This window comes from Vibrio sp. 05-20-BW147, from assembly GCF_013369385.1.
GTDB lineage: Bacteria > Pseudomonadota > Gammaproteobacteria > Enterobacterales > Vibrionaceae > Vibrio > Vibrio floridensis.
This window is the reverse complement of sequence record NZ_SZTO01000013.1, coordinates 22,783-36,224: the sequence shown is the minus strand read 5'-3', so window position 1 is coordinate 36,224 and position 13,442 is coordinate 22,783. Positions and strand designations below refer to the sequence as shown.

The window sequence follows — 13,442 nt, the reverse complement described above, 5'->3', positions numbered from 1 at the left end:
GCATTCAATATCGGATTTTTTCTTTAGCCGTTGATATTCGGTCCCAACCATTTTTCGGCTTCCAAGAGATCCCAACCTTTACGCTTAGCGTAGCTTTCCACTTGGTCTTGCTGAATTTGTGCGATGGCAAAATAACGAGAATCGGGATGAGAGAAATACCATCCTGATACCGAAGCTCCCGGCCACATCGCGTAACTGCTGGTGAGTGACATACCAATGGTCTCTTCTACGTTAAGCAGTTCCCATAACGGCCCTTTCTCGGTGTGCTCTGGACAGGCAGGGTAACCTGGCGCAGGACGGATCCCCTGGTATTTCTCACGGATCAGTTCTTCGTTTGAAAGATTTTCATCGGCAGCATAGCCCCAAATTTCTTTACGGACACGTTCATGCAGATACTCGGCAAAAGCTTCCGCTAGACGATCGGCAACCGCTTGAATCATGATCGCGTTGTAGTCATCACCTTGCGCTTTGAACTGATCTGCGAGCTCACGCTCGTTCACCCCACCAGTCACAGCAAAAGCGCCGATCCAATCTTTTTTACCACTCTCTTTTGGCGCAACGTAATCTGACAAACAGTAGTTCGCCCCTTTGGGTTTCTCCGTCTGTTGACGAAGATTGTGCAACACTTTCGCCACTTGAGTGCGGGACTCATCGGTATAGACTTCAATGTCATCACCAACACTTGCCGCTGGGAACAAACCACACATGCCACTCGCCTTGAGTAACCCTTCTTGTTCGATACGATCTAGCCACTCATTGGCATCTTCAAATAGACGCTTCGCCTCTTCGCCTACCTCTTCATGCTCAAAAATCGTGGGGTATTTGCCTACCAATGACCAAGTGAGGAAGAATGGTGTCCAGTCGATGTATTGGCGTAACGTCGCCACATCAAAGTCATCAAACACGTGCACACCAGGCTGACTCGGTGCAGGAGGCGTGTAGCTTTGCCAATCAATTGCCACCTTGTTCGCACGTGCCGCTTCTAACGTCACCGGCTTAGTACGCGGCTTCTTGCGATTATGCTGATCGCGAACCAACTCATAATCGGCCTGTAAGCGTTCAACAAACGCAGGACGCAGTTCATCAGAAAGTAACGAGGTACAAACACCAACTGCGCGAGAGGCGTTATTTACGTATACCACCGGATGTGAGTAGTTTTGTTCAATCTTCACCGCAGTGTGCGCTTTTGATGTGGTCGCGCCGCCAATCAACAATGGCAAATCAAAACCAAGACGCTCCATCTCTTTGGCTACATGCACCATTTCATCGAGTGATGGGGTAATCAGACCAGAAAGACCGATGATATCGACTTGCTGCTCTTTCGCAACTTTCAAAATCTGCTCACACGGCACCATCACACCGAGATCGATGATCTCGTAGTTGTTACATTGCAGTACCACGCCAACAATGTTTTTGCCGATGTCGTGTACATCCCCTTTCACCGTCGCCAATAGGATCTTGCCGTTCGAAGAACCCGCTTGTTTGGACGCATTGATGAAGGGTTCCAAGTGAGCCACCGCCTGCTTCATTACGCGTGCTGATTTCACCACTTGTGGTAAGAACATTTTGCCCTCACCAAACAGATCGCCCACCACGTTCATGCCGTCCATCAGAGGACCTTCAATCACTTCCAGTGGTTTAGTGGCATTTAAGCGCGCTTCTTCGGTGTCCTCGACGATGAATTCGGTGATCCCCTTAACCAAAGCATGCTCAAGACGTTTCTCGACAGACCAAGTACGCCACTCCAGTGCCGATGCGTCTTCTTGCTTGCCCACGGCATTTTCACGGTACTCTTCGGCAATCTCCAACAAACGCTCAGTGGCATCGTCGCGGCGGTTCAGTACGACATCTTCGACCGCTTCACGTAACTTTTCAGGCACGTTGTCATAAATTTCGAGCTGGCCGGCATTCACGATGCCCATGTCCATCCCGTTCTTAAAGCAGTGGTAAAGGAATACAGCGTGTATCGCTTCACGGACGTAATTGTTGCCGCGGAATGAGAAGGAAACGTTCGATACCCCGCCAGAAATCATTGCATGCGGAAGATCACGTTTGATGTCCGCCACCGCTTCAATAAAGTCGACCGCGTAGTTGTTGTGCTCATCAATGCCCGTTGCAACAGCGAAAATGTTGGGATCGAAGATGACATCTTCCGGTGGGAAACCGACTTCATCAACCAAAATACGATAGGCTTTGGTACAAATCTCCAGTTTACGTTCACGCGTATCCGCTTGGCCGACTTCATCAAATGCCATCACGATCACCGCAGCGCCATAACGACGAATCAGCTTCGCCTGTTCGACAAACTTCTCTTTCCCCTCTTTGAGAGAAATGGAGTTCACGATGCCCTTGCCTTGAATGCACTTCAGGCCAGCTTCGATCACTTCCCACTTAGAGGAGTCGACCATGATCGGCACTTTGGAGATTTCTGGCTCAGATGCACATAGGTTAAGGAAACGCACCATGCACGCTTCTGCATCGAGCATGCCTTCATCCATGTTGATGTCGATGATTTGCGCACCGTTTTCAACTTGCTCACGCGCAACGTCCAACGCTTCATCATACAGCTCTTCTTTGATCAAGCGTTTAAAGCGTGCAGAACCAGTAACGTTAGTGCGCTCACCCACGTTAACAAAAAGGGTATCTTTGGCAATCGTCAGCGGTTCTAAGCCCGATAAGCGACAGGCAACTGGAATCTCAGGCAACACGCGAGGACTCACCCCTTCCACCGCCATTGCCATATGGCGAATATGTTCTGGCGTGGTGCCACAACAACCACCAATCAGGTTGAGAAAACCACTTTGCGCCCACTCTTTGACGTGTTCGGCCATCTCTTCTGGAGATAGGTCGTACTCACCAAAGGCATTCGGCAAGCCTGCGTTCGGGTGAGTGGAAACAAACGTTTCAGAAATTCGAGAAAGCTCTTCAACATAAGGGCGCAGTTCATCGGGCCCAAGTGCACAGTTTAAGCCGAAAGAGATCGGACGTACGTGACGAAGAGAGTTGTAAAAGGCTTCCGTCGTCTGACCGGACAGCGTTCGACCTGAAGCGTCGGTGATGGTGCCCGAAATCATAACAGGGAGTGCGAAGCCTAGTTCTTCAAACACCGAATCCACCGCAAAAGCACACGCTTTCGAGTTCAAGGTATCAAAAATAGTTTCAATGAGGATGAGATCAGAACCACCGCGGATCAGTGCACGAGTCGATTCAGAATAGGCCTCTACTAGTTCATCAAAGCTGACGTTACGATACCCCGGATCGTTTACATCTGGCGAAATGGAACAAGTACGGTTGGTTGGGCCAAGTACCCCCGCAACATAGCGTGGTTTCGCGGGATTTTTGGCTGTCCACTCATCCGCGGCTTCACGTGCTAACTTCGCGGCAGCAAAGTTGATCTCTTCGCTCAGGCTTTCCATATCGTAGTCGGCCATTGCGATGGTGGTGGCGTTAAAGGTGTTGGTTTCAAGAATATCGGCACCCGCTTCTAGATAGGCATGATGAATTTCTTTAATCAACTGTGGCTGAGTTAGCACCAGTAAGTCGTTATTGCCTTTTAAATCGCTATGCCAATCAGCAAAACGCTCACCACGATAATCTTGCTCCTGCAACTTATAGCCCTGGATCATGGTGCCCATACCACCATCAATCAACAAGATTCTCTGTTTTAGTTGCGCTTCAATCTGCGCTCTGATTTGACTTCCCACAGTACCGCCTCATTCCTTTTTCTAATGTTGACATCCTATCACACAACACTCAGGAGTCTAGACGTCTAAAAATACTAATTTTGACTATTTTGCCTGCAATCCTCTTGGACTATTTTACTAGGAAAAAGAGATTGCTATTTACTCATCAAACGAGGAGAATTTCGTTCACAAATTGTTACAAATAGAGAACTGTATGTCGGTCTACTATACTCTCTGCTTTCTATCCGCTGCAGCAATGTTGATTGCTTTTGTAAACAGCAAGATAGGCAAAATGCAGACTACCATCGCGATTACCGCGGGCTCAATGGTGCTCTCATTACTTATTTTAATTGCAGGTCAAAATAACTGGTTCCACTTAACCGAAATCGCCACACAAACCATGTCGAGCATCGACTTTGAAGATTTCCTCCTCAAAGGTATTTTGGGCTTCTTATTGTTTGCTGGCGGTTTAGGTATCAAACTACCCAACCTTAAAGACCAAAAATGGGAAATTACCGTGTTGGCGCTAGGTGCGACACTTTTCTCTACTTTCTTTATTGGTTTTGCTCTGTATGGCATTTGCCAGCTCATTGGTATTCAGTTTGACCTGATTTACTGCCTGCTTTTCGGTGCACTCATTTCACCGACCGACCCGATCGCTGTTTTGGCTATCGTGAAAAAACTCAAGGCACCTCGTAGAATCTCAACGCAAATTGAAGGGGAATCACTGTTCAATGATGGCTTTGGTCTGGTGATTTTTGTGACCTTGTTTACCATCGCATTTGGCCACGAAACGCCTACGGTAGGTAGCGTTACTTTGCTGTTCATCCAAGAAGCCATTGGTGGCATCTTGTATGGTTTTGCTCTCGGTTTGCTGTTCCATTATCTGATCTGTGCCACCGACGACCACTCAATGGAGCTACTACTCACCATTGGCATCCCAACGGCAGGTTATGCTTTTGCAGAAGTGCTCCATGTTTCTGGTCCATTAGCAATGGTGGTCTCTGGCATTATGATTGGTAACTGGACACGCTTTATCGGCTTCTCTAAAGAGAGTGAAGATCATCTCGATCATTTCTGGGAGCTCGTCGATGAGTTTCTCAACGGTGTGCTTTTCCTTCTGATTGGTATGTCGATGTTGCTGTTTAAATTCCATCAAGAGGACTGGATTTTGATGGCCATCGCTATTCCACTGGTCTTAATCGCTCGTTACCTCAGCGTATTTTTGTCCTATATCGGCTTTAAACGCTTCCGCCAATACAATCCATGGTCAATTAAAATCCTCACTTGGGGCGGGTTGCGCGGTGGTTTAGCCTTAGCGATGGCACTCTCAATTCCATCGGGTATCTGGGTTATTCCAGATAAGCTCATCGACGTGAAAGAGATTATTCTGGTGATGACCTATGCGGTGGTGGTTTTTTCAATATTGGTTCAGGGTTCAACCATCACTCCAATGATTGAGAAAGCGAAAAAAGCACAAGTCGATTTTGAAGAACAACACAAAACAGAACCGGAAAGCAAAGTAAACCAACAATCGCTCTCCTCATAACAATAAAGGGCTGGTAACAGCCCTTTCCTTTATTACACGACCATCTTCACTGTGGCGCTATCACACAGTTTCGGCCATGGTTTTTAGCACTATATAGACCCTCATCGGCCATTTTCATTAAAATTTCAAATGGCGTATCCAGCTCACTTGAAGAGAGGCTTGCTAAACCAATGCTGATCGTCATGTTTAAGGCCTGTTGGTCATAGAAGATCTGCATACCTTCCACAACCTGCCGCAAACGATCGGCCACTTGGTAGGCTTCTTTACCGCCTAACCCTGGTAGTACAACAGCAAACTCTTCCCCGCCTAAACGTCCGACAAAATCAATTTCACGTATCGATTTCTGAATGAGTTTGACCAGCTCCACCAAAACAATATCGCCAGCCGCGTGGCCATAAGTATCGTTAAAACGTTTAAAGTAGTCGATATCCAGAATGAGGAGTGATAGAGCACACTCCCTACGCTTGCACGTTTTGATCGACTTCTCTGCTTGTTCCATAAAGCTGCGACGGTTTAATGCCCCTGTTAGCGGGTCCGTTGCTGCGAGGCTACGTAGCATCTCTTCCAACTGCTTCCGTTCACTAATGTCCGTAATCGAGATAATGACCATGGTTTTCCCTTCAAACACTATCTTGCTAAAGGCCATTTCTACCGGAATATCTCGACCATCAGGCAGCATCAGCATTAAATCTAAACGTTGGATGTCTGTCATGGTTTGGTCATAAAGTGCCTTATCAACAAACTGTTTAAACACTGCCCTATATTGAATAGAAATATACTCCATTGGATGCTGATTCATCAGCTCTTGCTTACTCATACCAAACAAATGACAAAGAAAGTCATTGCTCATCAACACATTGAGTCTGGGATTGCATATTAAGATACCAATCGGCGCAGAGTTGACGAGTTGTTGCAGCTGCTTCTCAGAGCGTTTTGATTGTTGCAGACGTTGATTCTGCATCTCTTCTAATTTCTTACGTAAGTAGATGTCTTGTAAGACCAGCAGCCAGCGCTGTTGACTAATGGCCGTCAGATTGGCCTTGACCAAGTATTGGTGACCATTGAAATGCAGAGCGACATCCCTGCTTCGTTTGGTTGTGTGTTGGTGGTCTTGTAAAAAAGCGTACAGTTCAGGAGATTGCTGGACAAACGGAAGTTCAAAAAGCTGATCGGTTTTACATTCTGCGCTAATCAGTGGGGGGTCGAAAGAGCCAACTCGGATATCCCGTACAACACCCTCTTTGTCAATCCACAAGCTCATGTCGGGCAGAGAGTCCAAAATGGTGTTTAAGGTACGGTTACGATGGTTTAATTCTTCACTGCTGATGTCTAGTGAACGCTCTAAAATGGTTAATTGCTCGGAAAATGCATCATAACCAGACTCCACCAAACCAATCAGTTGCTGCAACTTAGGGTCATCGGGAAGCCCGTTGGGAAACACTTTCCTAAGTTGTCTTTGCAGCAAACGATGCATACTAAAACTCCCTAAAAGTCGTGATCGTCATCGTTTGGTTATGCAATTCAGACTTTCCGTTTTTATCAACGGGGGCAATTTCACCATACGAATAGAAGCCACAGATGACCGCATTCTCGCCCAACTCATCATGGACCGCTTCCACCTCATCTTCGGCTAGCTGCCTGAGAAGTAATTTTCGCCCGACACAACTAATCAAAATCGCGACAATTGGCGCTTGGCTCTCTTCGTCATGGCATAAGCTCGCCGCTAAACGTGCCCCATCGATCAAAGAATCCGAACTGGCTCTCATCAGTTTCGCCGATACACCTTTAGGGATATTACCCGCAAATGTGATGGTTCCATCATGCTCATTGGTGGCAAGTAATGTTCTGACCAGTTTCAAGTTTTTCTCAGGCAAGGTGATTTCTAGAGGAAAACGTAACCCACTCGCGGGCAACTCATCAGCAAGGTCACCAAGATAGGCCTTATAAATGTCTAATGCATTTTGGTCATCGAGTTCATAAAGCACATTATCTTTCGCCCTTGTGACCTTCCTTTCCATACCAAATGGGCACCAGCCACCTCTCGAGCCGAAACGAATGTCTAGAGATTCACCATATAAGCCTAGTGCGGCCACAACCCCAGATTCCGTCTTGACTCCTGAAGTGACAAAAGTCTGCGAAAAATGCTCACCATCGCCCGCTAGCCCCCCTGTCACCTGCACATATGATGGCAAAACACTACGGAATCCTTCGACTAAATAACCGCCATTAACTAACAGGCCATCGCTCAAAACAAAAACATGCTTAAGATCATCCCCTCGAGAAACCAATTGCTCACTGAGACTTTTACCAAGCACAAAACTATCCCCAGAAAATGTTGCGATAGACTCACAGACCTGCTCTATTCTTGATTTTTCAAAAGCGACAATGGTCGCGACCAAAGAGCCATCCAAGATTGTGTTGTCTAACATTTCCCCAGCGGTTGAACAACCAAGGATTTTCGAGTGCGGCATGGCTTGATGAAGTAGATTGATCGCTTGAGAATGCTGAGTACCAAAGGCCAGAACGAGCGTTGAATCGGAATCTAATCGTGTGACAGTAGAAAGGTTTTGCCAAGAGTCCTCCCGCCAAATGATCTGTGCACTTTTCATAATCCCGCGCTCCTTAGCCTACTTACTTAAAGTTAGTTGCTTTTAAGGAGCATTCAAGACCAGTTGATGTGGTGAACATTTTTTAATCAAGATTATGCTCAGTGTGACGAACACATCTTGTGGTGCCACATACTCTCTTTTCGTGATAACTCACTGTACATCGGCCTTCGTATAGAACAAGTTCAAATAATTATTGACCAATACCAAGCGGCTAAGGGGGCTCATTGTTTCTTTGAAGCAGGGTTGATTCGCTATGCGTGATGATGACTGAACAAAAGGTCGGTTTTCATTGGATGATAGAAAAACAGCGACTGATGCGATTACTCCGAAATAATATCAAAGAAAACCCATCTGATATGAAACAACACACCCAAGTGAAAATTTCTTCTTATAGTGAACGTAAATTTATTTTCCACCTTAAAATAAATTCATGAAAAATAAATCAGAGAAAAATATTCGCTTTGATGAAAATATTGTTAACTTGCCATTTTCAATTTAAACACCAAATAAAAACAATTAACCAAAAAAACAGCAACGATAAATAATACAAGTCATCATTTAATCCCATAATTTAAACCAAAAAATAGAGGTGTAAATATAAATTTACACCAATTTTAAATTTTAAATGCGAGAGCTAAATCACAAGGCGAGCTTAATTAACAGATCCTAAGTGGAAATTCAACTAACAAATTTTGAAATTTAAGTTGCTCAATTCTCAAAATAATAATTTTCACCGCTGTTCCTTTTTTTATACGCAACTCCAAATTAAATCCAATCGCAAAACATTTTATTTTTTAAACAAACAATATTTAATACTCCCAACATTAAACACCCAATAACGAAGAAACTTTGGAGTATTATTCTTATGAAAAAATATCCTGCCGAACCATTTAAAATTAAAGCTGTAGAACCAATGGCGATGATCACTCGTGAAGAACGCGAAGTGAAAATGCGTGAAGCTGGCTACAATACTTTCCTACTCCGCTCAGAAGATGTTTATATCGATTTCTTAACCGATTCTGGAACTTCTGCCCTATCTGACAAACAGTGGGCCGCTCTAATGACAGGTGATGAAGCCTATGCTGGCTCAAAAGACTTTTATCGATTAGAGTCCGCGATTCAGCGCTTATATGGTTTCCCATACGTAGTCCCTACCCATCAGGGTCGCGGCGCTGAAAACATCCTGTCGACCATCGCCATTCCAAAAAATAAAGGACAGCAGTACGTCCTAGGAAACATGTATTTCACAACGACGCGTTTCCACCAAGAGTTCAATGGCGCCAAGTTCATCGACATCATCCGTGATGAAGCGCATAACGCTGAGTTAGATATCCCATTCAAAGGTGATATTGACTTAAACAAACTGCAAGCAGCGATCCATGAAAAAGGCGCGGAAAATATTGCTTACGTTTGTTTGGCGATCACGGTCAACTTAGCGGGTGGGCAACCTGTTTCTATGGCGAACATGCGTGCAGTGGCCGAAGTTTGTCGCGCTCATGGTATTAAAGTCATGGGGGATGCGACACGTTGTGCAGAAAACGCATACTACATCAAAGAGCAAGAAGAAGGTTACGCCAATAAATCCATTCACGAAATCATGTTGGAGCAGTTCTCATACATGGATGGCGCGACATGTTCTGCGAAAAAAGATGGCCTGCAAAACTGTGGTGGCTTCCTAGCTCTCCGTGATGAAGAGTTGTTTAACGAAGCGAAAGAGTGGGTTGTTGTGTACGAAGGCATGCCATCTTACGGCGGCATGACAGGCCGTGATATGTCTGCCTTGGCCCTTGGTATCGAAGAAGCGATGGATTTCCATTACTTGGATCACCGCATCAAACAAATTCGTTACCTCGCTGACCGTTTGCGTGAAGCAGGCGTCCCAATGATTGAACCAACTGGTGGACACGCGGTATTCGTCGATGCACGTCGTTTCTTACCACATTTAACGCAAGAACAATTACCAGCTCAAACACTTGCAGCCGCGGTGTATGTCGAAACCGGCTGTCGCACCATGGAGCGTGGTATTGTGTCTGCAGGTCGAAATGTTGAAACCGGCGAACACCACCGCCCTGCTCTAGAGACGATTCGTTTAACAATTCCTCGTCGAGTGTACACCTACGCTCACATGGATGAAGTCGCGGATGGCATCATTGAGCTGTATAAAAACCGAGATCAAATCAAAGGTCTGAAGTTTGTGTACGAGCCGAAGCAACTGCGCTTCTTTACATCGCGATTTGAATACATAACTGAGTAAACTTCTGAGCCCCTAACTGACTTGGTCAGCTAGGGGCTTTTTTAATGGAGAAGAAAAAACTATGGAAGTAACAACCACAAGCAAAACTCCCTCACCCAGTAGTTCAAAAACGATCGGTGGTGGACTCATTATTGCGGGCACATCGATCGGCGCTGGGATGCTATCAATACCCTTAGTGACTGCGGGCATTGGATTTGGTCTCTCGACAGTGATTTTGTTCGCCTACTGGGCTTTGATGACTTATACCGCTTTATTAATGTTAGAAGCCCATCAACATGCAGATAGCAAAGCCACGCTCCATACCCTTGCAAAACAGTTTCTTGGCGATAAAGGCAAATACATTGCGGCTATCGCCATGTTTTTCTTGTTTTATTCACTATGTGCGGCGTATACGGCTGGAGGGGGCGCTAACTTAACCATTCGGTTAGATGAACTCTTCGGTATTCAAATACCTTCCGCGCTAGGGTCTATTATATTTGTCATCTTGGTCGCCATGATGGTGACTGCGGGGACACAACTGGTAGACAAAGTAAATCGAGTCCTTTTCGGCCTGATGATGCTGTCTATGATATTAGTTCTTATGTTCCTCTCACCGAACATTACTGGAACTTATCTGGCAAGCGCACCAGTGGGATACGGTTTAATCTTTGCGGCTCTACCAGTTGTGTTTACTTCGTTTGGCTTCCACGGCTCAATTCCGGCTATTGTGTCATATCTTGATGGAAATACCAATCATCTGAAAAAAGCGATGTATATCGGTTCGTGTATTCCTCTTGCCGTCTACATTATTTGGTTAATGTGTACGCTTGGTGTCGTCTCACAAGATGAATTAATTCATAGTTCCGATTTAGGAAAGATGATAGCGGTGTTATCGCAAGCATTAACCAATTCAAAGCTCGCGTTATTAATTGGTCTTTTTGCTGATATTGCATTAATTACCTCATTTTTAGGCGTTGCTTTGGGCCTGTTTGAATTTCTACGTGATACTACGAAAAAATCGGTTAAAGGTAATCGTATTTACGTTGCACTCATTACGTTTTTACCCCCTCTAGCCTTCGCGCTCTTTTATCCTCAAGGCTTCATTATGGCTTTAGGATATGCATCGATTGCTCTGGTCGTCCTTGCTATTTTCCTTCCTGCAGCGATGGTCTACAAAGCGCGTAAAATATATAACGCACCAAATCTTTACCGAGTTAAAGGCGGCAATTTATCGATCGCCATCAGCGTGTTATTTGGTGTGGTCATTATTATTTCCCAGCTATTTCTAAGTTAATAAAGGAGCTTGTATGAGGGGTGTGATTTCTATTCAGAGCCATGTGGTTTATGGGCATGCTGGTAACAGTTCCGCTGTTTTTCCATTACAACGGATGGGACTAGAAGTGTTCCCCATTCACACTGTGCAATTTTCAAATCACACCCAGTACTCAGAGGGCTGGACAGGTCGAGCTTTTCCAGCCAATGATGTTTATCAATTGCTCGATGGCATGAAGTCGATTGGCGTTCTTGATAAGTGTGATGCGATATTATCGGGCTATCAAGGAAGCGCTGAACAATGCTGCGCGATTGCTGAGTTTGTGAAACAAGTTAAGTTAGCGAATCCTAAAGCACTCTATATTTGCGATCCCGTCATGGGCGATCCAGCCAAAGGCTGTATTGTGGGTGAAGGCATTGCGGAAAAGTTAATCCACACTCTCATTCCGATGGCGGATATCATTGTTCCTAATCAATTTGAACTGTCGCAGTTTACCAACACGCCCATCCGTGATCTCGATGATGCGGTTTCTGCGTGTAAGAAAGCCATGGCGATGGGTATCAAAATCGTTTTAGTTAAACATTTGCACGCCATCTCTGATGATAAGTTCACGATGATGCTCGGTTATGAGGGAGAATGCTATATCGCCCAACGTCCGAATCTGGCGTTTGCCAAACCGCTAGTTGGTGTCGGGGATTTAATCTCTTCCCTATTTACTGCTGGCTTGCTAAACGGGTTGTCGCCACTTGATGCCTTTAGCTATTGTAATGCAGCATCTTATGCGGTGGTCAAAAAAACCTTTGATTTAAACGAATGGGAACTGCAAATCATCGCAGCTCAAGAAGAGATGGCCACGCCTAACGAGGTCTTTCCTGTCGGTCGATGCGTTTTAGACAACGCAATCAACTACTATTCTTTGTAATCCTCTCGCCCATTCCCCATTTTATTCTCTGACTTCGCCGAGTCACACACGCTCGGCGAAAACTCAACCCCACATTAATAAAAACGCATGTATCATGCCGACTTGGGATTGAGACAATGGCAATTAACCTCTACGTCGCATCATCTGTACCAAAATGACTTGGCGTTGCAGTTAGGACGGCGATAATAGATATACTCCGTTATTTCAACGACCAGAATATGGGATCACCTAGATAGCCATTTTCTTTTAAACGACGGAAATTGATTTCTACTTTATACGGTCTACTGGACAAATGACCCGTTAAGCCTCTAAAGGAAGCCCTGTTCATGCAACGATTTTTACTGTTTCTTGTGACACTCATTGCCACGCTAATTTCCACTTCCAGTTACGCTGCACCTAAGGCCAATCTTTGGCCTTACTGGCAAACCTTCGATGAGAGCAGCACGATCCAGATTTCTCATCAACCTTGGCAATCGCTGTTGGACAGTTATCTGATTCGTCGTGATGAACACACACTTTTTCGCTATGCTGCGGTATCTAACGAGGACAAACAAAGGTTAAAGCAATATCTCGCCAAGCTGGCAGAATACGATCCAAGAACCTTAAATCGGTCTGAGCAGTATGCCTATTGGGTAAACTTATACAATGCGATTACGGTAGACCTTATCCTTGATAACTACCCAATCAAGTCGATCACCAAGTTAGGCGGCTTGTTTTCTTTTGGTCCGTGGGATGAAAAGGTGGTGACCATCAATGGGTATGACATCACGCTCAATGATATTGAACATCGAGTTTTGCGCCCGATTTGGAATGATCCGAGAACCCACTATGCTGTGAATTGTGCCAGCTTAGGTTGCCCAAATCTTCAACCGCAAGCGTTCACCGCCAGCAATAGTGAGGCCTTACTTGAGCAAGCGGCAAGAGAGTTTATCGCTAGTCGTAAAGGAGTCACATTGCAAGGGAACAAAGCACAACTCTCATCCATTTACGATTGGTTTGCGGAAGATTTTGGTGGTAAAGCGCGATTGTTTGAGCACATTGGCCGGTACTCATCGCAGTATCGTGATTTTTCGGGAAAAGTACACTTTGAATATGATTGGCGCTTGAACGGCGCTGACTGAACTTGATCTCCGAGCAAATGCCCACTTTCTCTCGTGAGAGAATTAACAAGAA

At 45.3% G+C, this 13,442-nt stretch carries 8 protein-coding genes; 5 read left to right on the top strand and 3 right to left on the bottom strand.

The features are described from left to right. Positions 1-23: 23 nt before the first annotated feature. The gene (gene metH / locus FC652_RS13220; protein WP_176298947.1) at positions 24-3,704 is read right to left on the bottom strand and encodes a methionine synthase; all 3,681 of its coding nucleotides are present in this window, start codon (positions 3,702-3,704) and stop codon (positions 24-26) included. A gap of 193 nt (positions 3,705-3,897) precedes the next feature. On the opposite strand from metH, the gene FC652_RS13215 reads away from it, so the two are divergent. Next, the gene (locus FC652_RS13215; RefSeq protein WP_176298946.1) at positions 3,898-5,232 is read left to right on the top strand and encodes a sodium:proton antiporter; all 1,335 of its coding nucleotides are present in this window, start codon (positions 3,898-3,900) and stop codon (positions 5,230-5,232) included. 46 nt (positions 5,233-5,278) lie between these two features. On the opposite strand, the gene FC652_RS13210 is transcribed toward FC652_RS13215, so the two are convergent. Beyond that, a complete protein-coding gene (locus FC652_RS13210) occupies positions 5,279-6,706 on the bottom strand; it encodes a sensor domain-containing diguanylate cyclase (RefSeq protein WP_176298945.1) in 1,428 nt (475 codons plus the stop codon). 1 nt (position 6,707) lies between these two features. Continuing rightward, entirely contained in the window at positions 6,708-7,841 is a 1,134-nt protein-coding gene (locus tag FC652_RS13205; protein WP_176298944.1) for an FIST signal transduction protein, read from the bottom strand. Positions 7,842-8,706: 865 nt separating this feature from the next. Here FC652_RS13205 and FC652_RS13200 point away from each other — a divergent pair. The 4 genes from FC652_RS13200 to FC652_RS13185 all read left to right on the top strand — a co-directional run bounded on the left by FC652_RS13200 (position 8,707) and on the right by FC652_RS13185 (position 13,390). After that, positions 8,707-10,095, top strand: a complete 1,389-nt coding sequence (locus tag FC652_RS13200) for a tyrosine phenol-lyase (protein WP_176298943.1) — start codon at positions 8,707-8,709, stop codon at positions 10,093-10,095. Positions 10,096-10,156: 61 nt separating this feature from the next. After that, complete coding sequence (locus tag FC652_RS13195; protein ID WP_176298942.1) at positions 10,157-11,368, top strand: aromatic amino acid transport family protein; 1,212 nt, start codon at positions 10,157-10,159, stop codon at positions 11,366-11,368. Between the two features lie 13 nt (positions 11,369-11,381). Beyond that, positions 11,382-12,269, top strand: a complete 888-nt coding sequence (gene pdxY, locus FC652_RS13190) for a pyridoxal kinase PdxY (protein WP_176298941.1) — start codon at positions 11,382-11,384, stop codon at positions 12,267-12,269. A 326-nt stretch (positions 12,270-12,595) separates the two neighbouring features. Next, the gene (locus FC652_RS13185) at positions 12,596-13,390 is read left to right on the top strand and encodes a DUF547 domain-containing protein (protein WP_176298940.1); all 795 of its coding nucleotides are present in this window, start codon (positions 12,596-12,598) and stop codon (positions 13,388-13,390) included. Positions 13,391-13,442 lie beyond the last annotated feature (52 nt).

What these genes read in the sequence shown, in the direction of transcription:
- FC652_RS13215 (WP_176298946.1), top strand. Translation starts at nt 3,898, where the DNA reads ATGTCGGTCTACTATACTCTCTGCTTTCTATCCGCTGCAGCAATGTTG.
- FC652_RS13210 (WP_176298945.1), bottom strand. Translation starts at nt 6,706, where the DNA reads ATGCATCGTTTGCTGCAAAGACAACTTAGGAAAGTGTTTCCCAACGGG.
- FC652_RS13205 (WP_176298944.1), bottom strand. Translation starts at nt 7,841, where the DNA reads ATGAAAAGTGCACAGATCATTTGGCGGGAGGACTCTTGGCAAAACCTT.
- FC652_RS13200 (WP_176298943.1), top strand. Translation starts at nt 8,707, where the DNA reads ATGAAAAAATATCCTGCCGAACCATTTAAAATTAAAGCTGTAGAACCA.
- FC652_RS13195 (WP_176298942.1), top strand. Translation starts at nt 10,157, where the DNA reads ATGGAAGTAACAACCACAAGCAAAACTCCCTCACCCAGTAGTTCAAAA.
- pdxY (WP_176298941.1), top strand. Translation starts at nt 11,382, where the DNA reads ATGAGGGGTGTGATTTCTATTCAGAGCCATGTGGTTTATGGGCATGCT.
- FC652_RS13185 (WP_176298940.1), top strand. Translation starts at nt 12,596, where the DNA reads ATGCAACGATTTTTACTGTTTCTTGTGACACTCATTGCCACGCTAATT.